The sequence below is a fragment of the Pseudomonas hygromyciniae genome (genome assembly GCF_016925675.1).
Lineage (GTDB): Bacteria > Pseudomonadota > Gammaproteobacteria > Pseudomonadales > Pseudomonadaceae > Aquipseudomonas > Aquipseudomonas hygromyciniae.
Genome location: NZ_CP070506.1, coordinates 1,808,340 through 1,832,148, shown reverse-complemented (window position 1 = coordinate 1,832,148; position 23,809 = coordinate 1,808,340). Strand labels below are relative to the sequence as shown.

Sequence of the window (23,809 nt, the reverse complement as noted above, 5' to 3'; positions counted from 1 at the left end):
AACTGCCAGGAATGATGACACTCACGCCACGCCTATCGCGCCGGCGGGTTTTCGCCCAGCGGCACCACGGCCATGGTCAGGCGCGACACACAGCTGGCCTTGCCCTCGTCACTGGTCAGGCGAATGTCCCAGACATGGGTGGTGCGCCCGATATGGATCGCCCGAGCCACCGCCGTCACCCGCCCGGAACGCAGGCCGCGCAGGTGGTTGGCGTTGATTTCCAGGCCCACGCAATAGAACTTGCTGGGGTCAATGCACAAGTAGCTGGCCACCGAGCCCACCGTTTCGGCCAACACCACCGAGGCCCCGCCGTGCAGCAGCCCATAAGGTTGATGGGTGCGATGGTCGACCACCATGCTCGCGGTCAGGGACTGGTCGTCGAAGCTCTCGAAGCGAATATCCAGCACTTCACCAATGGTGTTTTTCTGTCTGGCATTGATTTGCTCGATATCGGGAACGGTGCGCCACAGGCTCATTGCAGTGTCCTTCTTGATTTTATTGAATGCTCAATCCTGCCACAGCACCGCCTCGGAGCGCGCACTCCAGGCCTGGAACTGTGGACCGTAGGTTGACTCGATGACGTTGCGCTTGATCTTCAGGGTCGGCGTCAGAAAGCCGTTTTCCACGGCCCAACTGTCCTTCACCACCACCAGTTGACGCAAGCGCTCATGTTTATCCAGCACCTGGTTGACCTCCTCCAGCAAGCGCTCCAGGCTGCCGTGCAAGGACTGCCGAGCCTCGCCGGCCGCCTCCTGTTGGCCCACCGCAGACAGCACGCATAAGCCCATCGGCGCGCTCAGGCCATCGCCAACCACGCACACCTGTTCGATACGCCCGTGCTCTGCCAGGCGATTTTCGATGGGGGCCGGGGCGACGTACTTGCCCTTGCTGGTCTTGAAGATTTCCTTGAGACGCCCGGTCAGGCGCAAGCGGCCTTCGGCATCCTGCTCGCCCTTGTCGCCGGTACGCAGAAAGCCGTCTTCGGTGAGGGTCTCGGCGGTCTTCTGCGGGTCCTTGAAGTAACCGAGCATGGTCGCGCCGCTGCGCACCTGCACCTCACCGGCCGGATCAATGCGCACCTCCACGTCCGGGCACGGCAGGCCGATCCAGCCGATTTTCTGCTGGCCGGGACGACAGACATGGGAATAGCCGCAGCTTTCGGTCATGCCATACACCTCCAGCACATCCAGGCCCAGGCTCTGGTACCAGCGCAGGAGCGCCTCGGGTACCGGTGCGGCCCCAGACAGGGCTACCCGTACCGCGTCCAGCCCAAGGCCGGCGAGGACTTTACGCCCGACGCGCTTGCCGATAAACGGCAGGCGCAGCAGAAGGTCCAGGCGTTTTTCCGGGATTTTGCCGTACACGCCCATCTGGAATTTGGTCCAGATCCGCGGCACACCGAACAAGGCCGTGGGCCGGGCGCGTTGCAGGTCGGTGAGGAAGGTGTCGAGGCTTTCGGCGAAAAACACCGTCTGCCCAGTGTAAATCGCAGCCATCTCGACAAACATGCGCTCGGCCACATGGCACAGAGGCAAGTAGGACAGCAGGCGATCGCCCTCCCCCAGGCCGAACAACTCGGTGCCTCGGGTCGCCGCAAACGCCAGGCCGCCGAAGGTGTGCATCACGCCCTTGGGCAGGCCCGTGGTGCCTGAGGTGTAGATAATGGTGGCCAGGTCTGTCGCAGCAGGTGCAGGATCATCCTGGATCGGCGAACAGGCTTGCAGGTCGGCCCAGGTGAAGTCGAATTCGCCCTCGGGGCACAGCGGCAGGCTGATGGTGGCCAGCCCAGGCTTGATACCCGGGGCCATGGCGGGCCAGTCGTCAAGTTTGCCGATAAACGCCAACGCTGCCTCGGAGTGCTCCAGCACATGGGCTACGGAGTCGGCGGTAAGGTTGGGATACAGCGGCACCGAGACATGCCCGGCCATCCAGATCGCCAGGTCGGCGATGATCCAGTGCGCGCAGTTTTTCGAGATCAGGGCAATGTGCGAACCCTGGGGCAGTTCCCGCGCGCGCAGCCAATGGGCGGCACAACGGGCCTGGTGACCGGCTTCGCCCCAGGTGAGGGTCTGCACCTCGCCACCGCCAATGGGCTGGACCAGGAAGCGCTGGCGCGGATGGCGCGCCTCACGTTCAAAGAAAACCTGCAGCGGCAAACGAAAAGCGACAGACATGGGACGCGCTCCTGTGTGTTCCGATGGTAGCCAACCAAGCACTTGCTTGGTGGACTATTCCATGCACACAGGAGCACTGCAAGTTCCTTGCTGACACAACACAAATAAGTGTGTGCGGGCTTGCTCGCGAATGCGGAGTGTCAGCCACTCTATTCATTGACTGATACACCGTATTCGCGAGCAAGCCCGCTCCCACAGTTGATTGTGTTGTGCCTGAAAAATCAGGGGTTTTTGACGCTGTTGAGGCTCATCAGCCCCGCCAACGGAAAGTCCCCTTCCAGCTCTGCCAGGCTGGCGGTGTGCATCGGTTGCGGCTGGCGCTGGTGCCCGTGCTGCAGAAAGCTGATCAGGTTGCCCACCAACGGTTGATGGCTGACCAGCAGCACCGTGTCATCGGTGTCGAGCTTTTCCAGCACTTGCTGGGGATTGCTGTCAGGCGTCAGCCACGGCACGGTACGGATCTCTGGCACAACGCCCAACGCCGTGCGCACCAACTCTGCGGTCTGCTGCGCCCGCACATAGGGGCTGGCGATGATCGCACTGATGGGCTGGTCGATCAGGTGTGCGGCGCTGCGCAGCACCTCATCGCGACCACGTTCGGTGAGGTTGCGTTGGGCGTCGCTGGGCGCATGGGACTCGGCTTCACCGTGGCGCAATACCCACAGCTTCATAGCTTGGGCTCCTCATCGCGCACCGGGTGCGGGGCCGGCGGCACGCTGTGGGCGGCCTCGCCCTCCGGCGCGCGCGGGGTTGGCCAATCGGCGAAGGGCCAGGGTTTCTGCTCGCTGTGGAAGCTGCCAAAACGGCCAATCTGCGCAAGGAACTGGCTGAGGCTGTCGCCAAAGTTCATCAGGCCCAGGTTCGGTGCGCCATAGATCAGGCGGTAGATCAACTGCACCACCACCAACGCGCCGAGGATAAACTGCGCCACTTGCCAGACCAGGGCAAACACCAGCATCCACAGGATGCGCAGGACGATAGATTCATACTTGGGTGCTGCTTTGGGATCGTTCATCGCGCGTTCCTCAGTTGAAACCACTGGTGGAAATAAAGTCGACATCAGTCTTGGGCTCGGCACGCATCAGCAACTCAATGACTTGGTTCAAAGTGCGCCCTTCGAACAGGATCGCGTGCAGGCCGGCGACCAACGGCATATAGACCCCGGTTTCCTGGGCCTTGGCCTTGAGCACTTTGAGGGTATTGACCCCTTCGGCCACTTCACCCAGGCGGGTGACGGCATCTTCCAGGCTCAAGCCCTGGCCCAGGGCAAAGCCCACCTGGTAGTTGCGGCTTTTGGGCGACGAACAGGTGACGATCAGGTCGCCCACCCCGGCCAGGCCAAGGAAGGTCATGGGGTTGGCGCCCTGGTTGACCGCAAAGCGGGTCATTTCCGCCAGCGCGCGGGTGATCAGCATGCTCTTGGTGTTTTCTCCCATGCCCAGGGCCACCGCCATGCCGGCGATAATGGCGTAGACGTTTTTCAACGCGCCGCCCAGTTCCACGCCAAAGCGGTCGGCACTGGCGTAGACGCGGAAGGTGCGGCCATGCAGCACCGCTTGTACCTGTTCGCACAGCGCCTCGTCTTCACTGGCGACCACGGTGGCGGTCAGGGCGTGTTCGGCCACTTCCCGCGCCAGGTTCGGCCCGGAGAGCACGCCGATGCGGGCCTGGGGCGCGATTTCTTCGAGGATTTCGCTCATCAGCTTGAAGGTCTGAGCCTCGATGCCCTTCGTCAGGCTGACCAGCATCTTGCCCGACAGCCGTTCGGCATGGGGCGCCAACACCGAGCGAAGGGCGCTGGAAGGCAGCGCGACAAAGCACAAGTCGCAGTCATCCAGCGTGGCCTGCAGGTCCGTGACCGGCGTGACCGCCGCATGAATCTTGATGCCCTTGAGGTAACGGGGGTTTTCCCGGTTGACCCGAATGGCCTCGGCCTGTTCCGGATCGCGCATCCACTGACGCACCTGATGGCCGTTTTCGGCCAGCAGATTAGCCACGGCGGTACCAAAACTTCCGCCTCCCAGGACCGCTATTGGGCGCTGTTCAGTCATATGCAATCCGTTAATCCATAGCAGTGGCGATGGCGGCATTATACGGGCCGGCCTGACGGCGGCCAGCCCTTACTTAATTTCCCGCGCTTGTCGGAAAATGGCCGAATAGACCACAGTAATTGCCATAGCGCCGACTGGCAAAAGCCCCCACCTCAGTTAACATGGGCGGCTATCCGCAATTATCAAGGCCGTTCCGTGTATTTGGGCCCTCCTTCTCGTTCATCTCTGTTGCTGGCGCTGTTGGTCAGTACGCCGTTGCTGGCCGACGATCTGTTCCTCGACAACCAGCCGCTGCCCCAAGTCCTCACGGCGACCCGACTCAAGCAGTCGGCCGCCGCCGTGCCCGGCAGCATGACGGTGATCGACAGCGAACTGATCAAGGCCAGCGGCGCGCGGGATATCGCCGAGTTGTTGCGCCTGGTGCCGGGGATGATGGTGGGCTACACCTCAGGCAACCAGGCAGCCGTCAATTATCACGGCACCAATGCCAGCGAAGCACGGCGCATGCAGGTGCTGATCGATGGCCGCTCGGTGTACCGCGCCGGCCTCGCCACCGTGGACTGGAGCGATATTCCGGTCGCCATGGAGGATATCGAGCGAATCGAGGTATTCCGTGGGCCCAATACCGTCAGCTACGGGGCCAATGCACTGATGGCGGTGGTCAATATCCTCACCCGCTCACCAGCCAACAGTCTGGGCACGCGGATGAAAATGACCCGGGGCGAGCGCGGGATCAACGACTGGTATGCCAGTCAGGGCCTGGGCTGGGACACCGGCAACCTGCGGCTATCGCTGTCCGGGCAACAGGATGACGGCTTCGACAGCGACCGGGTGGGCGCCGATTACCGCGACAGTCGGCGCCTGAGCCGCTTCAGCCTGAAGGTCAGCCAGACCCTCGACCAGCAGCAAAGCATTGACTGGCAAATCAACGCCAAGGAAGGGACCAACCAACGGCCCTATACCTACAAGCCGGTGTTTGCCGGGATTACCGATGGTGGCAATGATTCCGACGTCAGCGCCAAGGACTACGCGGCCTCCCTGCGCTGGAACTTCGATTTCAATCCCGACCACAGCCTGTATATCCAGGGTTCGGCGCAGCAATGGGATCGGCGCCAGGTCTGGAAAGCCTGTGATGCCAAAGTCTCGTTCAGCCCCGAGTTGACGCAACTGTGGCAAATGAACCCCAACTACGCTGAAAAGTTGGCGCGGCATATGAAGGACTATGAAAACGGTAGTCCCCCGCAAGGCTCCCCGGCAGAGCAGGCGCTGGCCGAAGAAGTCCTGAAACAATGGAATAGCGGCGGCAAGGAAAGCGTCTGCGGCAACATCGACCAAAGCACCAAGGAAAGCCGCTACGACCTGGAAATACAGGACACCCTGAGCCTGTCCGACAGCCTGCGCCTGGTCAGCGGCATGAACTACCGCTACGACCGCGCCGACTCCGACACCTACTTCAATGGCCGGCTGGACGACACCACCTGGCGCCTGTTCGGCCACCTGGAATGGCGCGCCAGCGAGCACTGGCTGTTGCAGGGTGGGGCGATGTACGAAAACACCGACCTGAGCGGCAACTCGCTGACGCCCAGGGTCGCGGTCAACTACCTGATCAACCCGCGCCACGGCCTGCGGGCGGTGTACTCCGAAGCCATTCGCTCGCCGGACATGTTCGAGAACAACGTCAATTGGAGCTATAAGGTCACCAACCTCAGCTCCCCCACCTATGGGCAAAACTCCGGCCAGTATTTCGTCAAGACCCGTGGCCCGGGCAATCTCGACAAGGAACTGATGCGCTCCCGGGAGCTGGGCTACAACGGCTTTTTTGCCGATATCGGGCTGAACATCGACGTCAAACTGTTCTATGACGAAATCACCGGCATGATCAGCGAGCCCTTGCGCAATAACCAGTACATCGCCAGCAACACTAACAGCTCGCGTTTTACCGGTACCGAGACCCAACTGGACTGGCACCTGAGTACCGCCGACCGCCTGCGCCTGACCTATGCTTATGTGGATGCCGACGCCAGCAACCCGCTGGACCGGCAACAGACCGCGCGCAACAGCGGTTCGGCCGGCTGGATGCGTGAATGGGGACAGGGCTGGTCCAGCGCGCTGTTCTATTATGGCAACGATGCACTCAATCAATATCGCTTTGAACGGGTCGACATGCGGGTCGCCAAACGCATCGCCCTGGGCAAGGCCAATCTGGAGCTGGCCGGCATGCTGCAACAACGCCTCGACCAGCAGCCCACCACCCATGTCGACAATAACTACGACCAGCGCCATGTGCTCTACTTCAGTGCCGAGTTAGAGTTCTGACATGAGCCCTGCCCAGTCAAGGATGAACGCCCTCTTTGGCGCCCGGTTCTGGCGCAGCTGCCTGCTGCTTGCCAGCCTGGCATGGGCCATGCCCGCGTGGAGCGCCGATATCCTGCTGACCGCCGCCGAAGATGGCCCCGGTGTGCAGGCATTCACCCAGGCCCTGCGCGAGCAACGCCCCGCCGATAGCGTCACTTTCAAGGCCCTGCCAGACATGCCCGCCCCCCGGCCAACTGCCGAACAGCACCCGCCTGATCCTGCTGGACCTGCCCAGCCTCGACTGGCGCCTGCAGGACACCCAGGGCCCGGCGACGCTGGTGCTGCGCATCAGCCGCCTGCAAGCCCACGCGCGCCTGGGCAATCATGTGCCCGGCAAGATCAGCCTGCTGTGGAGCGACCCACCGGTGGACCGGCAGTTGCGCCTGATCGCCAATATCCTGCCCCAGGCCCGACGCATTGGCGTGCTGTACGGCAACGACAGCGAATTCCTGCTGCCGGAGCTGCGCCAGCACGCCGAGGCCCTGGGTCTGGAAATCGTCGCCCAACACTGGGACAACATTAACGACAGTCGCCCGCTGCTCAGCCTGTTCAAAAGCAGCGATGTGTTGCTAGGGCTGGATGATCCCCAGCTCTACAACCCCAAGACCGTGAAAAACCTGCTGTTGAGCAGCTACGCCAGGCAATTGCCGCTGATCGGGCCCAACGCCGGCTTCGTGCGGGCCGGCAGCCTGGCCAGTACCTACAGCGACCAAGCTGACTGGCTGAATGTACTCGACCGCCTGCTCGATCGTCCGCCGGCTGGTTGGCCGCGCTCGCTGTACCCGGAACACTTCAAAGTCGTGGGCAACCCGCAAGTGGCGCGCTCGCTGGGCATCGAACAGGTGGACGAAACCGCCGTCGCGACCCGATTGGCCGAAGGGGAGAAACACCCATGACCTTGCGTCGCCGCTGGGATATCAACACCCGTACTCAGATCATCACCCTGGGCCCGGCCCTGTTGCTGACCCTGCTTTTAATCAGCTTCTTTACCTTCGTGCGGATCCAGGATCTGCGCCAGGAACTGGACCACACCGGCCAACTGATCGCCAACCAACTGGCCCCGGCCACCGAGTACGGCGTGATCTCGGGCAACAACGACGTGCTCGACAGCCTGCTGCGGGCCACCCTGGCCACGCCCCATGTGCGCTTTCTGGAGATCCAGGACAGCGCGGAAAACATCCTGGTGTACGTGGAGCAGCCCTCGGAAAAGCACGACCGCTCGCTGTCGGTGAAAATCTTCCAGGCACCGATTCGCCTGCAGCATATCCAGCTGGGCAACGATTTTTTCCAGGACAACACCGCGCAGCCCAAGGCGCCACGGGCCGACTATCTGGGCCGGGTGATCGTCGGCATGTCCAATGACGCCTTCAGCCAGCGCCAACAGGAAATCCTCTTCAAGGCCGCGATCCTCGCACTGTTTGCCCTGCTCTTTACCTTCCTGCTGGCGCGGCGCCTGGCCGCCAGCCTGTCGCAACCGATCAGCGCCATGGGCCATGCGGTCAAGGCGATCCAGCAGGGGGACTACAAGACCCCACTGCCGATTGTCGACGACTCCGAGCTGGGCGACCTGTCACGGCATATCAACAACCTCGCCGAAGGCCTGCATCACGCCAGCCGCGAACAGCAGCAGGCCATGGCCCAATTGATCCAGACGCGGGAAGAAGCCGAGCGCGCCAACAGCGCCAAATCCGACTTCCTGGCGATGATGAGCCACGAGCTGCGCACACCGATGAATGGCGTACTGGGTATGCTGCAACTGCTCGAAACCACGTCCATGACAGACGAGCAGACCGAGTACGCCGCACTGGCCTCGGAGTCCACCGAACACTTGCTCAAAGTCATCAACGACATTCTCGACTTCTCGCGTATCGAACGCTCGGCCCTGGAGCTTGAGCATATTCCGTTCAACCTGGTGGACCTGATCAACAGTTGCGCCCAGTCCTTCCAGCACAGCGCCATACAACGCGGGCTGGTCCTGGAATTGTCGATCCCGCCGGGCATGGACGCTTTGCGCGTACAGGGCGACCCGACACGAATCCGCCAAATCCTGGTGAATCTGATCGGCAATGCGCTGAAATTCACCGAGCGGGGCACGGTCACGGTCGAGCCCAACTGGCAAACCCTGGACCCTGAACTGCTGTGGTTTACCTGCACGGTGCGCGACACCGGGATTGGTATCTCGGCCGAACGCCTGGAACTGATGTTCGACGCCTTTCAACAAGCTGACAGCTCTATTTCCAGGCGTTACGGCGGTACCGGTCTGGGCCTGCCGATTGCTCGCACCCTGGCCGAGCGGATGGGCGGCACCTTGCGTGCCCTTAGCGAGGAAGGCGTCGGCTCGGTATTCACCCTGGAAATCCCCCTGGCGATCTACCAGCAGAGCCTGCCGCAGATCGCCCCGGACACCCAGCACAAAGCCAGCGCCGGTGAAGGTCGCCATGTGTTGCTGGTGGAGGACAATCCGGTCAACCGCACCGTGGTCGAAGCCATGCTGCGCAGCCTGGGGTTCGAGGTGAGCATCGCCACCGATGGTGCCGAAGCGATTCGCAGCGCTGAAAGCCTGATTTTCACGGCGATCCTGATGGATTGCCGGCTGCCGGTGATCGACGGCTATGAAGCGACGCACCAGATCCGCCAGTTGCCCGGCTGCGCCGACCTGCCGATCATTGCCCTGACAGCCAACGCGCTACAGGGTGATCGCGAAGCATGCCTGGCCGCAGGAATGAACGATTACCTGGCCAAGCCGTTCAAACGCACGGATTTGCAGCAAATCCTGCAACGCTGGGTGCATTAGATGGGCACCATCAGCCAACTGCGACTGGCGTGAAAGACGAAAGTGCGGCAGTCTTAGGCACCCGAGCGGGCCTATAAATGAGTCCGGTTTAAAATTTCAGTGCACAAGTGTACATTCATGTCCTTGATGCTGTGACTTTCACTACAACGCAATAGTCTACCTGTAGGCTGCCGACGTGAGGCAAGCACGCTTCAGTCGGTCGGGAAGATTTACCCGGCCCTGCCGCATGGGATTATTGAGGAGCTCGCATGACCAAACAAAACGCCTTTACCCGGGAAGACCTGCTGCGCTGCAGTCGCGGTGAGCTGTTCGGCCCAGGTAACGCGCAACTGCCCGCCCCGAACATGCTGATGGTGGATCGCATCACCCATATCAGCGAAGAGGGTGGCAAGTACGGCAAAGGTGAATTGGTCGCCGAGCTGGATATCACCCCGGACCTGTGGTTCTTCGCCTGCCATTTCGAAGGCGATCCGGTCATGCCAGGCTGCCTGGGCCTTGATGCCATGTGGCAGCTGGTCGGCTTCTTCCTCGGCTGGCAAGGCCTGCCGGGCCGCGGTCGCGCCCTGGGTTCGGGCGAAGTGAAGTTCTTTGGCCAGGTCCTGCCGACCGCCAAGAAAGTCACCTACAACATTCAAATCAAGCGCGTCCTCAAGGGCAAGCTGAACCTGGCCATCGCCGATGGTTCGGTGAGCGTCGACGGTCGCGAGATCTACACCGCCGAAGGCCTTCGCGTCGGCGTGTTTACTTCCACTGACAACTTTTAAGGGTTATCCGCATGCGCCGCGTCGTTATCACTGGTCTGGGCATCGTTTCGTGCCTGGGCAATGACAAAGAGACCGTCTCCGCTAACCTGCGTGCAAGTCGCCCTGGCATCCGCTTCAACCCGGAATATGCCGAAATGGGTCTGCGTAGCCAGGTTTCCGGCTCCATCGACCTCCCCCTCGAAGAACTGATCGATCGCAAGATCTATCGCTTCGTTGGCCACGCCGCAGCTTATGCCTACCTGGCCATGAAAGACGCAATCGCCGACTCCGGCCTGAGCGACGACCAGGTATCCAACGTGCGCACCGGCCTGATCGCTGGCTCCGGCGGCGCGTCGACCTTGAACCAGATGGAAGCGCTGGACATCCTGCGCGAGAAAGGCGTCAAGCGCGTTGGTCCGTACCGCGTCACGCGGACCATGGGCAGCACCGTTTCCGCGTGCCTGGCCACACCATTCCAGATCAAGGGCGTGAACTACTCGATCTCCTCCGCCTGCGCCACCAGTGCCCACTGCATTGGTACCGCTGTGGAGCAGATCCAGTTGGGCAAGCAAGACATCGTATTCGCCGGTGGCGGTGAAGAAGAACATTGGAGCCAGTCGTTCCTGTTCGACGCCATGGGCGCACTGTCCACCCAGTACAACGAAACCCCGGAAAAAGCCTCCCGTGCCTACGACGCCAAGCGTGACGGTTTCGTGATCGCCGGCGGTGGCGGCATGGTGGTGGTCGAGGAGCTGGAACACGCCCTGGCCCGTGGCGCGAAGATCTATGCGGAAATCGTCGGCTACGGCGCAACTTCCGACGGCTACGACATGGTTGCGCCAAGCGGCGAAGGCGCCATCCGCTGCATGCAGATGGCCATGGCCACCGTTGATACGCCAATCGACTACCTGAACACCCATGGCACCTCCACTCCGGTGGGCGACTCCAAGGAAATGGAAGGCGTGCGTGCGGTATTCGGCGACAAGGCTCCGGCCATCAGCTCCACCAAGAGCCTGTCGGGTCACTCCCTGGGCGCCGCTGGCGTTCACGAAGCGATCTACTGCCTGCTGATGATGGAAGGCAACTTCATGGCGGGCTCGGCCAACATCGAAGAGCTGGACCCAGCCGTTGCTGATATGCCGATCCTGACCAAGACCCGTGAAGATGCCACCATCAACACGGTCATGAGCAACAGCTTCGGCTTTGGTGGCACCAATGCCACCTTGGTGCTGAAACGCTGGCAGGGTAAGTAATACCCCGCAGGTTGTGCATATGAAAACGCCCCGACTGGTTCGGGGCGTTTTTTATTGGGCGGGGTTAACGCTAGACCGTGTCGCCTTCATCGCAGGCAAGCCAGCTCCCACACTGATCGCATTCCAACTCGGTCAAGTGTGGGAGTTGGCTTGCCTGCGATGGCGATCTTCAGCCCTACACCGAAAACCGCGCCACCATGCTGTTCAGGTCCACCGCCAATCGCGACAACTCCTGGCTCGCCGCACTGGTTTGATTCGCCCCCGCCGATGTCTGCATCGCCAGGTCGCGGATATTCATCAGGTTGCGGTCCACTTCCCGCGCCACCGCCGCCTGCTGCTCCGACGCGCTGGCGATCACCAGGTTGCGCTCGTTGATCAGAGTGAACGCCGAGGCAATCTCCTCCAACGCAGTGCCCGCTGACTTGGCAATGTCCAGGGTCGCACGCGCGCGGCCATTACTCTGCTGCATGGAACTGACTGCCAGATCGGTGCCCTGCTGAATCCCGCCGATCATCTGCTCGATTTCCTGGGTCGATTGCTGGGTGCGATGGGCCAGGGCCCGCACTTCATCGGCGACTACCGCAAAACCACGCCCGGCCTCGCCGGCCCGCGCCGCCTCGATCGCCGCATTCAGCGCCAGCAGATTGGTCTGCTCGGCAATCGCGCGGATCACATCCAATACCTTGCTGATGCCATACACCTTCTGCGCCAAGTCCTCGACCTGGGTGGCATTGGCGGTTACATCGTCGGCCAGGGATTCAATCGACAGCACCGTCTTGTGCACCTGCTCACGCCCGTGCTGGGCAATGCGATCGGATTCACGCGAGGCCTGTGAGGTGGCCACCGCGTTACTGGCCACCTCCTCCACCGCAGCGGTCATCTGGTTGACCGCCGTGGCGGCCTGTTCGATTTCCTGGCTTTGCTGGTGCAGGCCGCGGGTGGCATCTTCGGTGACACAACTGAGCTCCTCGGAAGCCGAGGCCAGTTGGTTGGAAGAGTCGGAAATGCGCCGGATCGTCTCACGCAGGCTTTGCTGCATGCTCTTGAGCGCCTGTTGCAGGCGCGCTGGCTCGTCCTTGCCGCTGACGGTGATCTCGCCAGTCAAGTCGCCGCTGGCGACCCCCTCGGCGACCCTCACAGACTGCGCCAGTGGCAACACAATGCTACGGGTCAACAAAACGGCCAGGGCGATGGTAATCAGCGCGGTCACGGCGATCATGCCAATCACCCAGACTCGCGACTCACTGAACACTTGCTGGGCCAGTGCGGCCGCCTGGTTGGCGCTGACTTTGTTGAGAGTGACGAGTTCGCCAAGGGTGCCGGCCAAGGTATCGGCCAGATGATTCATCTCGCCGTTGACCACCTTGATCGCGCCTTCCAACTGATTCTGCCGGGAAAGCGCCATGACCTGTTCCTGGCGTTGCAGATACTGTTGCTGCTCGACCTTGAAGCGGTCAAACAGCACCTGATCTTCGGGCAGGACAATCAACGCCTCATACAACAACTGCGCGGTGTGCAGCTGCTTTTTGATATCAATGATTTTTTGCTCATTCTGTGTCACCGCCGAAGGATCGCGGTTGATCAGCAGGCGCAAGGTCAAGGCGCGTATGCGCAGCAGGTCCTGATTCATTTCGCCGGCTGCCATCACGCTGGGCAGCCAGTTGGTTTCCACTTGGTCCGACTGCTCGCGCATATTGCCCATTTGCAGCAAGGCGAACCCGCCCAGCACAAACACCATCAACGCCAACAATCCAAAACCCAGGCCTGCACGCGGAGCGATATTGAGACTTCTGATACTCATTGCGCTGATTCCTTTCAAAAGCGCTGCATCCACCTGCAGCGAGTTGCTCTTGAAAGGTATCGGCGTCTTCGACTTTTTGCGTAAGACGAAAACGCGATATCAAAACGCCTTTATCTACCTAGTCCATAGCTGTGGCGGTTCAGCGCACGGTAAAGCTCTTCTGAGTCAGCAGGCGATCGCCCTGAAACACCATGAATCGCCACTCACCCGGCACCACTTCGTGGCTTTCGGTGAACTCATAGGCCATCATGTCCTGTGGCGCGCCGGGCACCAGTTTCTGGGTCACTTCGAATTTATCATGGCGCTGGCCATCGGCCGTGCGGATGCCAGGCGTGAAGTAGAGCAAGGTCAGCGGCGTATCTTCGGCGACCTTGCCCAGCAATTGATAACGCAGGCCGAACTTGGTGCCCAGCTTGGCCGGCACCTCGGTGGTGGCCTGGATCTGCTCGTTGCTGCGCCGCAACACGCGTTCGCCCGACTGCAGTTCGGCTTTGGGGCCTTCAAACACGCCAAATTCCACTGGGCCTTCAATACGGACTTCGGCGCTGGCAAAGCTGCTGATCATCATCAATGCCGTCAGGGCGCTTAAACGGGTGAGGTGCATAGTGGGCTCCTTGAGTGAGATGGCGGGAGCTTATGACACCGGTATGACGGGACGATGACAAACCCGATCAGCGCGCCTTGGGCAAGATCGCGAGAAAATTGTCCCGCGCAACTTTTCGCGCAACATCTTCTGGCAAGGCATCGAGGAAGGGATTGAAGCTGCGCATTTCCTTACCCAACTTGTTGAACCGCCCTACAACATCAGACCCCAGCATAAAACGCTCCGGGAAGCGCTCTACCAGCTTCAGCCACTCAGGCCGCGGCTTTCCCGCCTCATCCAGCAAGTAGGGCGTGAGCACGCTCCAGGACAGGTCGACGTAGAGATTGGGATAAGCCTCCAGCATCCGGCTCAGGGTCGGCAACAGGAAGTCCAGCTGCGTCTGGTGCCGGTGGATCTCCATGCTGGTACCGGCATGGGCCCAGATAAATCGGGTATGCGGATGATTGCGCAGTGGCTCTTCGATTTCTGCCAGATACAGGGGATTGCGCTCGCGCTTGGAGGTGATGTTGGAATGCACCAACACCGGCAGGTCATTCTCGGCGGCCAGGTGATAGATCCGCGTCATGGCCTCGTTATTGGCCCGCGGCGTATCTCCAGAAGTCAGTGCTGTCAGGTCATCGTGGCGGGTGAAGACCTCTCCGATGCCCTGCCACAGGCCTGGATTGAGGTCGAGCATGCGCTGGATATGGGCCTCGGAGTTCTTGTCGTTAGGGTTGAAGCCGCTGAGGAACGGATGGAAATGCTGGCGCTGTTCGGGGGTCAGCTTGTTGACCGCAGCGGCGACGATCACATCGGTGGCGCTGTACCAGTAGGCATCGGCATCATCACCAGCGTAATAGCGCGGGCGCTTGGGCTCGTCTTCATGCCATTTCTTCGCCACAGGCACGCCGGAAATCATCACATGTTCGATGCGATTGTCAGCCATGGCCTTGAGCAATTTGTCCATGCCGGCCGTCTCCTGGAAGAAGTCGACGTAATGCAGGTGCGCGTCGCTGTAGGCATAGTCGCGGGCGTGCACGGCGACGCTGCTGGCGCTCAGCAACAGGGCAAGGGTCAGGCGGGTCCAGGGCACGGTAAAACCTCAATCCAGGTTAAGTGAGGTAGACCGCCGGTAGCTTGCTGGGGTTCATCCGGCAAAAAAAAACGCGGAACACTCAGATGCCAGCATGCTCTATAACTGCATGACGTTCATCCTGCCACCTAGTGAGGTTTACCATGCCCGTTATCGTCAATACGCTGAACACCGAGAATTTTCGCCATAGCGTCAACATCAATAACCACGAGCTGTTTACCGACCTGCCCAAGAGCCTGGGTGGCGACGACTCGGCGCCCTCGCCTCACGATTACTTCGACGCCGCGCTGGCCTCCTGCAAAGCCCTGACCGTCAAGCTGTATGCGCAGAAAAAAGACATCCCTCTGACTGGCGTGACCGTGGAAGTCACCCATGACAGCAGCGAGGAGCAAAAGGGCAAATACAAACTTAACGTCAAGCTGACCCTCAAGGGCGTGCTCACCGACGAGCAGCGCGCTGAACTGCATCGCGTGGCCGACAAGTGCCCGGTGCATAAACTGATGACCACCGCCGAGATCAGCATCGATACCAAGCTCGCCGAAGGCGCGTTCAGCCAATAACACCTGCTTCCTGTCTGGCGGGTTATGCTCAAGCCCTACGAACCCGCTCAGACAGGGATGCTCCATGACCACCGTGACCGTGATTCGCCCGCGCCCAGAAGATGTGGAAGGCCAACCAATCCTGCGCCCCCTGCCCTCGCGAGAATGCCGCAGCGTTGGGCCCTTCGTGTTTTTCGACCATATGCTCCAGACCCGCTACGCGCCCGGCAGCGGCATGAATATCCGCCAGCATCCGCATATCGGTTTATCTACCCTCACCTACCTGTTTGAAGGCGAACTGCTGCACAGGGACAGCCTCGGCTCCGACCAAGTGGTGCAGGCCGGCGATGTCAGTTGGATGACTGCAGGCAGCGCGATTGCCCACGTCGAACGCACGCCCGACGAGCTCAAGGCCAAGGGTTTCAACCTGCATGGCCTGCAGGTGTGGCTGGCATCGCCCAAGGCCCATGAGCAGGGACCGGGGCATTACAGCCATCACCCCGCCATCAGCCTGCCGGTCAGTGACAACCTCGGCGTGACGATCCGCATGATCGCCGGCAGTGGCTTCTGCCTGGAGTCACCGGTGCCCGTGCTGTCGCCGACGCTGTATGCCGAGGTTCATATGCAAACCGCCACCACCCTGCTGATTCCTGATGAACATGAGGAACGGGCGGTGTACGTGCTCGACGGTGAAGCGCAGTTGGACGGCGAACCGGTGCAGGCCCATAGCCTGGTGGTGCTACCGGCAGGCCAGAGCATGGCGCTGTTTGCCGAGACCGAATGCCACCTGGTGGTCTTCGGCGGCGCGCCACTGGATGGGCCACGGCGGATCAATTGGAATTTTGTCGCCAGTGATCCGGCGTTGATCGAACAGGCGCGTCAGCGCTGGGCGGCCGGGGATTGGCCGACGGTGCCGGGGGAAAGCGGGAGAATCGAGTTGCCTGTGAGGTAGCTATCGCGGGCAAGCCCGCTCCCACATGTTGATTTGTGAACACCGTAAGTGTGGGAGCGGGCTTGCCCGCGATAAGGCCCTGACAGGCGCTGAAGACTCAGCCCCCGAACACTTCATCCAACAAATTATGCATCGCCTGGAACGCCCGACCAGCCGTCTTGGCGTCGTACATCATCTTGCCCGGCACATTGGCATGGGGATCGGTGAACGAATGCACCGCGCCGCCGTAGCTGAGCAATTGCCAATCCACACCGGCCGCGTTCATCTCATCTTCAAATGCAGGCAACTGCTCTCTGGGCACCAACGGATCGCTAGCACCATGCAACACCAGCACTGACCCCTTGATATTCTTCGCGTGCGCCGGGTTTGGCGTATCCAGGGTGCCATGGAACGACACCGCAGCCTTCAACGCCGCTCCGGTACGCGCCAACTCCAAAGCGCAGCAACCGCCAAAGCAGAAGCCAAAGGTCGCCAGCTTCGAGGTATCGACAGCGGCCTCGACCTGGCCTTGCAGTTGCTCAAAGGCCGCCTGCATGCGCGTGTTCAGCAGCCCACGGTCATTTTTCAACGGCATCATCGCCGCCCCGGCCTCATCGCCATTGGACGGGCGCACCTGCTGCCCATACAGATCGGCGATCAACACCACATAGCCCTTGGCGGCTACGGCCTTGGCGATCTCTTCGGCGCCGGCGCTGACGCCCATCCAGTTCGGCGCCATCAACAGACCCGGCAGCGGGCCCTTGTGGCTGGCGTCGAAGGCCAGGCGGCTTTCATAAGGCTGGCCATCAATCTGATAGACCACGGAACGCACGGTGACTTGGCTCATCATTTTCTCCAGTGAGAATGGATTAACGCGGTTCCCTGTAGGAGCGAGCTTGCTCGCGAAGAACGTCAACGATAACGCGCAAATGCTGAGTGAACGCGGTGATCACACGTTTTTCGCGAGCCAGCTCGCGCCTACAGTGGAGCCATAACGAAAAACCCCGCCGAAGCGGGGTTTTCTTGCAACGTTGTTAAACCGACAGTTCAACCAACAGCTTGTTCAGTCGGCGCACATAAGCGGCCGGGTCTTTCAAGCTGTCCCCTGCGGCCAGGGCCGCCTGGTCGAAGAGGATGTGCGACAGGTCGCCAAAGCGCTCTTCACTCTGCTCGCCGTCGAGTTTCTCGATCAACGGGTGAGCCGGGTTGAATTCGAAGATCGGCTTGGAATCCGGCACCTTCTGCCCGCTGGCTTCGAGGATCTGGCGCATCTGCATGCCCAGGTCCTGCTCGCCGATGGCCAGGATCGCCGGGGAATCGGTCAGACGGTGGGAAACCCGTACTTCGCTGACAGCATCGCCCAGGGCGGTCTTGATGCGTTCAACCAGGCCTTCTTTGGACTTGGCCACCTCTTCAGCGGCTTTTTTGTCCTCTTCCGAATCCAGGTTACCCAGGTCCAGGTCACCACGGGCCACGTCGACAAAGGATTTGCCGTCGAACTCGCTGAGATAGCTCATCAGCCACTCGTCGATACGGTCGGTCAGCAGCAGCACTTCGATGCCTTTCTTGCGGAAGACCTCCAGGTGCGGGCTGTTCTTGACCTGGGCGTAGGTTTCGCCAGTCAGGTAGTAGATCTTGTCCTGACCTTCCTTGGCGCGCGCCAGGTACTCGGCCAGGGACACCACCTGCTCGCCATCCTCACCTTGAGTCGAAGCAAAACGCAGCAGGCCGGCGATTTTTTCCTTGTTGGCAAAATCTTCTGCCGGGCCTTCTTTCATGACCTGGCCGAAGTTTTTCCAGAAGCCTTTGTATTGCTCAGGCTCGTTCTTCGCCAGCTTTTCCAGCATGTCCAGCACACGCTTGGTCAACGCCGACTTCATGGAGTCAATGATCGGGTCTTTCTGCAGGATTTCCCGCGACACGTTCAGCGACAGGTCGTTGGAGTCCACCACGCCCTTGATAAAGCGCAGGTACAGCGGCAGGAAGGACTCCGCCTGATCCATTACGAATACGCGCTGTACGTACAGCTTCAGGCCCTTGGGCGCTTCGCGCTGGTACAGGTCGAACGGAGCACGGGCCGGGACGTACAGCAGCGAGCTGTATTCCAGCTTGCCTTCAACCTTGTTATGGCTCCAGCTCAGCGGGTTTTCGTAGTCATGGGCGATGTGCTTGTAGAACTCCTGGTATTCCTCGTCCTTCACTTCAGTGCGCGGACGGGTCCACAGAGCGCTGGCGCGGTTGACCACTTCCCATTCCTGGGCTGGCGTCTCCTCGCCTTCGGCAGCCGCTTGTTCTTTCGGCAGTTCGATGGGCAGCGCGATATGGTCGGAGTACTTCTTGATGATGTTGCGCAGGCGCCAACCATCGGCGAATTCGTCTTCACCGGATTTTAGGTGCAGCACGATGCGGGTACCGCGATCAGCCTTGTCGACGGTGGCGATTTCGAATTCGCCCTCGCCTTTGGAGGACCAGTGCACGCCTTCGCTGGCGTCGAGACCGGCGCGACGGCTGAACACTTCAACTTTGTCAGCGACGATAAAGGCCGAGTAGAAGCCCACGCCGAACTGACCGATCAGGTGCGAATCTTTCTTCTGGTCGCCCGAAAGGTTCTTCATGAAATCAGCGGTGCCGGATTTGGCGATGGTGCCCAAGTGGGTAATCGCGTCTTCACGGCTCATGCCGATGCCGTTGTCTTCGAGGGTGACGGTCTTGGCGTCCTTGTCGAAGCTCACACGGATTTTCAGTTCCGCGCCACCTTCCAGCAACTCAGGCTTGGACAGGGCTTCGAAACGTAATTTGTCGACAGCGTCAGAGGCGTTCGAGATCAATTCGCGAAGGAAGATTTCCTTGTTGGAATACAGCGAATGGATCATGAGGTGCAGCAGCTGCTTCACCTCGGTCTGGAAGCCCAGGGTTTCCTTTTGAGTTTCCACACTCATGGTCATCAAACTCCAATTGGATGGCAGTGGCCGCGCCCGAGAGGGTTGGCGGCGGGTTGTCATCAAAGTTGGGGGCTAAGACCAGGATTTCAAGGGTGGCCCTGCTCCTGAATCTTGAAATGCGCACGAGCGGTGGCAATAGGCTCGGCTGGGGTGCTTTGCCAGGCGGTGATTGCCACATTGGCCACCCGCCGTCCCTGACGCCATACCTGGCAGGTGGCGTAAGTGTCACGAAACTGCCCGGCCCGCAGGTAATCCAGGGAAAAATCGACGATCTTGGGCAGGCCTTTTTCAACCCCTGGGGTACCCGTGGCCACCCACAGGTGAAAGGCCGCCGACAACTCCATAAAACCCGCGATCACGCCACCATGGATAGCTGGCAATATCGGGTTACCAATATTGTCCTTGTTGGCCGGCATGCGGAACAACAGTTCATCCCCCAGGCGCGTGCACTCGACGCCGATCAGACGCGCGTAGGGAATCAGCTCGAGCAACGCCTTATAGTCGCCGCGTTGGTGGGCCTGCTGCATCCGGGTCTTGAATTGGTGGGTCATGCCTGTTCTCCCTTGATGCTACTGCCCAGTCCCTTGGTGCCCTTCAATCGCTTGCCCATACGCATGAACGTACCCACCACATGGGCAATCGGCTGCTGGGGGTCGTCCTGGTAAGCAAAACCACGGGTGAAAATCACGTCGCTGGTCACTCGGTAACATTGGGCAAAGCCAAACACCGTCTTGTGCGGTTCGGCCGGGTGCATGTAGTCAATGCGCAGATCCAGGGTCGGGCAGACCTCGAACTCCGGCAGCACGCACAGGGTGGCCATGCCACAGGCCGTGTCCATCAGCGAGGTCAAGGCGCCGCCATGGATGATCCCGGTTTGTGGATCGCCGACGATCTGCGGGCTGTAGGGCAAGCGCAAGGTCATGCCCTCGGCGCTCGTATCATGCACCTCGATGCCCAGCACCTGACAGTGACGCAAGGCCGAGACAAAACGTGCGGCACGCTCAAAAAGGGGGGTATCGGTCATTCGATAAAGACTCTTATTAGTAGTGATCCGGCGAAAGAAATACCCCGGAAGAAAGTTCCTTGGCGAAACGTCTTATATATCTGTGGGATTAAAGGAACTAATGCAGGCACCCCGTGCTCGAAAGGCCACTAGATATCTTCAATAAGGAGAAACACCCCATGCGCAAGACTTTCGCTGTTTCCTTGATGTTGGCTGCCGCCCTTGGCCTCGCTGCCTGCGATAAAAAATCCGAGGACAAAGCTCAGGATGCCACCCAGCATGCTGAACAAGCTCAAGAAAAAATGAGCGAAGCTCAGGATAAAGTGAACGACGCTGCAAAAGAAAACGCCGAAGCCGCCAAAGCCCAAGCTGAATCTGACGCAGCCGCCGCTAAAGAAGCTGCTCCAGCTACACCTGCAACCGGTTCCTGATACCGCGGTTTAAATACCATGTTGCAAAAGAAAGCCCGCTTAGATAACGGGCTTTACTTTGTGCGGGAATTTTTATCAGATCAGCAAAGTGCGAAATGTAGGGCTAAGCATCAACAATAGTGAGCACAGCAACCCCACCAACCACACCAGGCTGCGTTGCCACGCCAAGTCGGCCCAATAGCAGGCTAGATAGATTACCCGCGCAATCACAAAGATGATCGCCAGCCAGTCAATCAGGTAGCCCTGGGTCTGAGTGGTATGGGCCATCAAGACTCCCGCCGCAAATAAGATAAACGCTTCAAAACTATTTTGATGAGCGGCCACCGCCCGCGCACCGAAGCCGGTCAACTGCGCCTGTTGATTGCGGGGAAGATGGTTGTCATACCCACCCTGTTCTTTCATGGCCTTGCCCACCGGCATCCGCGCCACGAAAATCAGCACTGCGCTGATAAATACACACCAGAACGGAATACTCACGATATAGCCTCCTTGGTCGCTTCAGGCATCGGCGCCTCTGTAGGGGTATAGACCATGACCTCCAGAACGTCGGAATGAAATTCCCGACGATACAACACCAGCACCACCCCACTGCTCATCAGCATGAACAGCCAGGGGCTGACAAACCAGGCAAGCATGGTCATGCCGAAGTAATAGGAACGCAGACCGAAGTTGAACTGGTTGGCAGCCATGGAGATCACCCGCGCTGCCCGCGAGGCAAACGCCTTGCGCTCTTGCTCGGAGACGTGACGCTCCCCGACCATCGGCGCCGAGCCAATCAGGATCGCCGCGAAGTTGTACTGGCGCATGCACCAACTGAAGGTAAAGAAGGCGTAGACAAACACCAGGGCCAGGCACAGCAGCTTGATCTCCGACATGCCCTGGGACGCCTGCTGCACCATGGGAATGTCCGCCAGCAGCGAGACGGCGCGCTCCGAAGCCCCGAGCACAGTGAGGATACCGGCGAGGATGATCAGGGTGCTGGAGGCAAAGAACGAGGCGTTGCGCTCCAGATTGCCGATCACACTGGCGTCGGCAATGCGGTTGTCCCGCAGGAGCATGCGGCGCATCCAGTCCTCGCGATACAGGTGCAGCACACTGGCGAGACAGGCCGTGTCCCGGGCTTTCCAGCTGGCATAGCGGGTATAGCCGCCCCAGCAGATGACAAACCATAGCGCAGCAAGCAAGTGGATCAGGTTGGCTTCGACGAACGACATGCGGGTCCTCTAAACAATAGGGCTGGCTCACTCGGTCACCTGCAAGAGCCGGCTTACCGGCGATGGCGTCCTTTCAGTCAGTATCAGGCCGACTGATATACCGCTATCGCTGGCAAGCCAGTTCCTACACCCGCCGCGCTTGAGCTTTAGAATTGCGTACCCGTTCGACGTTAGCCCACAAAAAAAGACACTGCCCATCGCCCATAAAAAATGCCCCGGATCGATTGATACGGGGCATTTCGTTGTCTGCGGATAACAGCTCGCTTTAGGCGATGGCTTCGCTGCGTTTGCCCAGCATACGGTCAACCCCGAATGCAGCCACCAGGGTAATCACACAAGGTACCAGCCATGCCAGGCCTTGCTCGCTCAATGGCAGGTTAGCCATTTGCGCAGGCATCCAACCGGCCAGGCCAGCGCCCTTGAGCGCGTCGATGGTACCGAAGATGAACGACACCAGCATCACCGGGCCAAGGATGCGGCCATGCTCATGCCAGAAGTCCTTGCAGAAGCTCAGGGCCACCAGAACAATGCACGGCGGATAGATGGCGGTCAGTACCGGAATCGAGAACGCAATCAGCTTGGTCAGGCCCAGGTTGGAGACCAGCAGCGAGAACGCGGCCAGGATCACTACCAGGGTCTTGTAGGACAGTGGCAGCACTCGGCTGAAGTACTCGGCGCAGGCACAGGTCAGGCCCACCGCCGTCACCAGGCACGCCAGGGAGATCAGCACTGCGAGGAAACCGCTGCCCAGGGAGCCGAAGGTGTGTTGCACATAAGCGTGCAATACCGCTGCACCGTTGGCTGCGCCGGCAGCCACTTCATGACTGCCCGAACCGAGGCGAAACAGGCTGATATACACCAGCGCCAGGCCCACGCCGGCAATCAGCCCGGCAATGATTGCGTAGCGGGTGATCAACTGTGGAGACTCGACGCCACGGGAGCGAATGGCGTTGACGATGACGATGCCAAACACCAGCGCGCCCAGGGTATCCATGGTCAGGTAGCCATTGATAAAGCCTTGGGAAAACGGTGCGGCAACGTATTCAGGCGTAGCAACGCCGATATCACCTGCAGGCAGGGCAAAGGCTGCGATACCCAGTACCGCCAGCGCAATGATCTTCAATGGCGCGAGGAAACGGCCAACGGTATCCAACAGGCGCCCTGGGTACAGGGAGATGAAGAACACCAGCAGGAAATACACCGAGCTGTAGAGGAACAGTGCCAGCGGGCTTTCACCCGTCAACGGCGCCAGCCCTACTTCGAACGAGACCGTTGCAGTACGTGGCGTGGCGAACAGCGGGCCGACAGCCAGGTAGCACGCTGCAGCCAGGATGCCACCGGCGACCTTGCCGATGGGGCTGCTCAATGCGTCCATGCCACCGCCGACCTTGGCCAGGGCGATGACCGTGACGACCGGCAGGCCGACCGCAGTGATCAGGAAGCCCAGTGCTGCCATCCAGACATGAGGCCCGGACTGCAAACCGACGATAGGCGGGAAGATGATGTTGCCGGCGCCCACGAACAGGGCAAAAGTCATAAAGCCCAACGCCAGGATATCCTGGTTTTTCAACACTTTCATTTGAGGAAATACCACACTACTGAATCGGAATTTAGAGAGGGATTCCCTATGGATGAGGGAAATGCTACCGGCCCTTATGGGGACCGGCCGGTCTAGCACGCGGCTTCCTTTTGGGATGCAGGCGCATAAAGAGGCGGCAAGCGTACAGAAATTGCCTGACAAACGCACTGTTGCGGGGCGGACTGTCCGATAAGCGACACTTTGATGTCGCGTTTTCATACTTAACTTAACAATACGAACAAATGTGGGAGCGGGCTTGCTCGCGAATGCGGTGGGTCAGCACTGAATGTATCAACTGATACACCGCATTCGCGAGCAAGCCC

Annotated in this window: 22 protein-coding genes and 1 pseudogene; 8 read left to right on the top strand and 15 right to left on the bottom strand. The window is 60.2% G+C overall.

The annotated features are described in order from the left end of the window. Positions 1–32: 32 nt before the first annotated feature. The 5 genes from JTY93_RS08125 to JTY93_RS08105 form a co-directional block, all read right to left on the bottom strand. The gene (locus JTY93_RS08125) at positions 33–476 is read right to left on the bottom strand and encodes a hotdog fold thioesterase (protein ID WP_169994304.1); all 444 of its coding nucleotides are present in this window, start codon (positions 474–476) and stop codon (positions 33–35) included. 30 nt (positions 477–506) lie between these two features. Continuing rightward, positions 507–2,174, bottom strand: coding sequence for an AMP-binding protein (locus JTY93_RS08120; protein WP_205475574.1), 1,668 nt, complete (start codon positions 2,172–2,174; stop codon positions 507–509). A 221-nt stretch (positions 2,175–2,395) separates the two neighbouring features. Beyond that, positions 2,396–2,845, bottom strand: a complete 450-nt coding sequence (gene sixA / locus JTY93_RS08115; protein WP_205475575.1) for a phosphohistidine phosphatase SixA — start codon at positions 2,843–2,845, stop codon at positions 2,396–2,398. Continuing rightward, on the bottom strand, positions 2,842–3,189 hold the full coding sequence (locus JTY93_RS08110; RefSeq protein ID WP_029292722.1) for a DUF4389 domain-containing protein: 348 nt from the start codon (positions 3,187–3,189) through the stop codon (positions 2,842–2,844). Before JTY93_RS08110 ends, sixA begins: the two co-directional genes overlap by 4 nt. A 10-nt stretch (positions 3,190–3,199) precedes the next feature. Next, positions 3,200–4,225: an NAD(P)H-dependent glycerol-3-phosphate dehydrogenase gene (locus tag JTY93_RS08105; protein WP_205475576.1), complete on the bottom strand. Its 1,026-nt coding sequence runs from the start codon at positions 4,223–4,225 to the stop codon at positions 3,200–3,202. A 195-nt stretch (positions 4,226–4,420) separates the two neighbouring features. On the opposite strand from JTY93_RS08105, the gene JTY93_RS08100 reads away from it, so the two are divergent. The 5 genes and pseudogenes from JTY93_RS08100 (at position 4,421) to fabB (ending at position 11,370) form a co-directional block, all read left to right on the top strand. Further along, entirely contained in the window at positions 4,421–6,541 is a 2,121-nt protein-coding gene (locus tag JTY93_RS08100) for a TonB-dependent receptor plug domain-containing protein (protein ID WP_205475577.1), read from the top strand. Between the two features lie 22 nt (positions 6,542–6,563). Further along, positions 6,564–7,476 (top strand): annotated as a pseudogene (locus tag JTY93_RS08095) (ABC transporter substrate-binding protein). Further along, a complete protein-coding gene (locus JTY93_RS08090) occupies positions 7,473–9,374 on the top strand; it encodes an ATP-binding protein (protein WP_205475578.1) in 1,902 nt (633 codons plus the stop codon). Before JTY93_RS08095 ends, JTY93_RS08090 begins: the two are co-directional and overlap by 4 nt. A 248-nt stretch (positions 9,375–9,622) precedes the next feature. Then, positions 9,623–10,138: a 3-hydroxyacyl-[acyl-carrier-protein] dehydratase FabA gene (gene fabA, locus JTY93_RS08085; RefSeq protein ID WP_010211704.1), complete on the top strand. Its 516-nt coding sequence runs from the start codon at positions 9,623–9,625 to the stop codon at positions 10,136–10,138. Between the two features lie 11 nt (positions 10,139–10,149). Continuing rightward, positions 10,150–11,370, top strand: coding sequence for a beta-ketoacyl-ACP synthase I (gene fabB, locus JTY93_RS08080; RefSeq protein WP_092234675.1), 1,221 nt, complete (start codon positions 10,150–10,152; stop codon positions 11,368–11,370). Between the two features lie 175 nt (positions 11,371–11,545). On the opposite strand, the gene JTY93_RS08075 is transcribed toward fabB, so the two are convergent. The 3 genes from JTY93_RS08075 to JTY93_RS08065 all read right to left on the bottom strand — a co-directional run bounded on the left by JTY93_RS08075 (position 11,546) and on the right by JTY93_RS08065 (position 14,847). Beyond that, entirely contained in the window at positions 11,546–13,171 is a 1,626-nt protein-coding gene (locus JTY93_RS08075; RefSeq protein WP_205475579.1) for a methyl-accepting chemotaxis protein, read from the bottom strand. A gap of 139 nt (positions 13,172–13,310) precedes the next feature. Further along, complete coding sequence (locus JTY93_RS08070; protein WP_205475580.1) at positions 13,311–13,775, bottom strand: DUF3859 domain-containing protein; 465 nt, start codon at positions 13,773–13,775, stop codon at positions 13,311–13,313. A gap of 67 nt (positions 13,776–13,842) precedes the next feature. Beyond that, entirely contained in the window at positions 13,843–14,847 is a 1,005-nt protein-coding gene (locus JTY93_RS08065) for an amidohydrolase family protein (protein WP_169994319.1), read from the bottom strand. A gap of 143 nt (positions 14,848–14,990) precedes the next feature. Here JTY93_RS08065 and JTY93_RS08060 point away from each other — a divergent pair, with 143 nt between their 5' ends. Together JTY93_RS08060 and JTY93_RS08055 are read left to right on the top strand one after the other, a co-directional pair. After that, entirely contained in the window at positions 14,991–15,407 is a 417-nt protein-coding gene (locus JTY93_RS08060) for an OsmC family protein (protein ID WP_205475581.1), read from the top strand. 64 nt (positions 15,408–15,471) lie between these two features. Beyond that, positions 15,472–16,338 (top strand): pirin family protein, encoded by an 867-nt coding sequence (locus JTY93_RS08055; protein ID WP_205475582.1) that lies wholly within the window; start codon positions 15,472–15,474, stop codon positions 16,336–16,338. A 97-nt stretch (positions 16,339–16,435) separates the two neighbouring features. Here the strand turns inward: JTY93_RS08055 and JTY93_RS08050 are convergent, their stop codons facing one another. The 4 genes from JTY93_RS08050 to JTY93_RS08035 form a co-directional block, all read right to left on the bottom strand. Further along, positions 16,436–17,164 (bottom strand): dienelactone hydrolase family protein, encoded by a 729-nt coding sequence (locus JTY93_RS08050; RefSeq protein ID WP_205475583.1) that lies wholly within the window; start codon positions 17,162–17,164, stop codon positions 16,436–16,438. A 187-nt stretch (positions 17,165–17,351) separates the two neighbouring features. Further along, positions 17,352–19,256 (bottom strand): molecular chaperone HtpG, encoded by a 1,905-nt coding sequence (gene htpG, locus JTY93_RS08045; protein ID WP_205475584.1) that lies wholly within the window; start codon positions 19,254–19,256, stop codon positions 17,352–17,354. Between the two features lie 89 nt (positions 19,257–19,345). Continuing rightward, entirely contained in the window at positions 19,346–19,810 is a 465-nt protein-coding gene (locus JTY93_RS08040; protein ID WP_205475585.1) for a PaaI family thioesterase, read from the bottom strand. Beyond that, positions 19,807–20,283, bottom strand: a complete 477-nt coding sequence (locus JTY93_RS08035) for a PaaI family thioesterase (protein WP_205475586.1) — start codon at positions 20,281–20,283, stop codon at positions 19,807–19,809. The genes JTY93_RS08040 and JTY93_RS08035 overlap by 4 nt, the downstream gene beginning before the upstream one ends. 158 nt (positions 20,284–20,441) lie before the next feature. On the opposite strand from JTY93_RS08035, the gene JTY93_RS08030 reads away from it, so the two are divergent. After that, entirely contained in the window at positions 20,442–20,693 is a 252-nt protein-coding gene (locus JTY93_RS08030) for a hypothetical protein (RefSeq protein ID WP_205475587.1), read from the top strand. 75 nt (positions 20,694–20,768) lie between these two features. Here the strand turns inward: JTY93_RS08030 and JTY93_RS08025 are convergent, their stop codons facing one another. From JTY93_RS08025 to brnQ, 3 genes are all read right to left on the bottom strand, one after another. Next, the gene (locus JTY93_RS08025) at positions 20,769–21,170 is read right to left on the bottom strand and encodes an MAPEG family protein (RefSeq protein WP_205475588.1); all 402 of its coding nucleotides are present in this window, start codon (positions 21,168–21,170) and stop codon (positions 20,769–20,771) included. Next, positions 21,167–21,907 (bottom strand): DUF599 domain-containing protein, encoded by a 741-nt coding sequence (locus tag JTY93_RS08020; protein ID WP_169994334.1) that lies wholly within the window; start codon positions 21,905–21,907, stop codon positions 21,167–21,169. Before JTY93_RS08020 ends, JTY93_RS08025 begins: the two co-directional genes overlap by 4 nt. 265 nt (positions 21,908–22,172) lie before the next feature. Beyond that, positions 22,173–23,486, bottom strand: coding sequence for a branched-chain amino acid transport system II carrier protein (gene brnQ / locus JTY93_RS08015; RefSeq protein ID WP_205475589.1), 1,314 nt, complete (start codon positions 23,484–23,486; stop codon positions 22,173–22,175). Between the last annotated feature and the right edge of the window lie 323 nt (positions 23,487–23,809).

Coding starts and splice junctions, on each gene's coding strand:
- fabB (WP_092234675.1), top strand. CDS start 10,150: ATGCGCCGCGTCGTTATCACTGGTCTGGGCATCGTTTCGTGCCTGGGC.
- JTY93_RS08020 (WP_169994334.1), bottom strand. CDS start 21,907: ATGTCGTTCGTCGAAGCCAACCTGATCCACTTGCTTGCTGCGCTATGG.
- brnQ (WP_205475589.1), bottom strand. CDS start 23,486: ATGAAAGTGTTGAAAAACCAGGATATCCTGGCGTTGGGCTTTATGACT.
- JTY93_RS08120 (WP_205475574.1), bottom strand. CDS start 2,174: ATGTCTGTCGCTTTTCGTTTGCCGCTGCAGGTTTTCTTTGAACGTGAG.
- JTY93_RS08125 (WP_169994304.1), bottom strand. CDS start 476: ATGAGCCTGTGGCGCACCGTTCCCGATATCGAGCAAATCAATGCCAGA.
- JTY93_RS08050 (WP_205475583.1), bottom strand. CDS start 17,164: ATGAGCCAAGTCACCGTGCGTTCCGTGGTCTATCAGATTGATGGCCAG.
- JTY93_RS08055 (WP_205475582.1), top strand. CDS start 15,472: ATGACCACCGTGACCGTGATTCGCCCGCGCCCAGAAGATGTGGAAGGC.
- JTY93_RS08030 (WP_205475587.1), top strand. CDS start 20,442: ATGCGCAAGACTTTCGCTGTTTCCTTGATGTTGGCTGCCGCCCTTGGC.
- JTY93_RS08105 (WP_205475576.1), bottom strand. CDS start 4,225: ATGACTGAACAGCGCCCAATAGCGGTCCTGGGAGGCGGAAGTTTTGGT.
- JTY93_RS08035 (WP_205475586.1), bottom strand. CDS start 20,283: ATGACCGATACCCCCCTTTTTGAGCGTGCCGCACGTTTTGTCTCGGCC.
- JTY93_RS08075 (WP_205475579.1), bottom strand. CDS start 13,171: ATGAGTATCAGAAGTCTCAATATCGCTCCGCGTGCAGGCCTGGGTTTT.
- JTY93_RS08110 (WP_029292722.1), bottom strand. CDS start 3,189: ATGAACGATCCCAAAGCAGCACCCAAGTATGAATCTATCGTCCTGCGC.
- JTY93_RS08040 (WP_205475585.1), bottom strand. CDS start 19,810: ATGACCCACCAATTCAAGACCCGGATGCAGCAGGCCCACCAACGCGGC.
- JTY93_RS08070 (WP_205475580.1), bottom strand. CDS start 13,775: ATGCACCTCACCCGTTTAAGCGCCCTGACGGCATTGATGATGATCAGC.
- JTY93_RS08060 (WP_205475581.1), top strand. CDS start 14,991: ATGCCCGTTATCGTCAATACGCTGAACACCGAGAATTTTCGCCATAGC.
- sixA (WP_205475575.1), bottom strand. CDS start 2,845: ATGAAGCTGTGGGTATTGCGCCACGGTGAAGCCGAGTCCCATGCGCCC.
- JTY93_RS08090 (WP_205475578.1), top strand. CDS start 7,473: ATGACCTTGCGTCGCCGCTGGGATATCAACACCCGTACTCAGATCATC.
- fabA (WP_010211704.1), top strand. CDS start 9,623: ATGACCAAACAAAACGCCTTTACCCGGGAAGACCTGCTGCGCTGCAGT.
- htpG (WP_205475584.1), bottom strand. CDS start 19,256: ATGAGTGTGGAAACTCAAAAGGAAACCCTGGGCTTCCAGACCGAGGTG.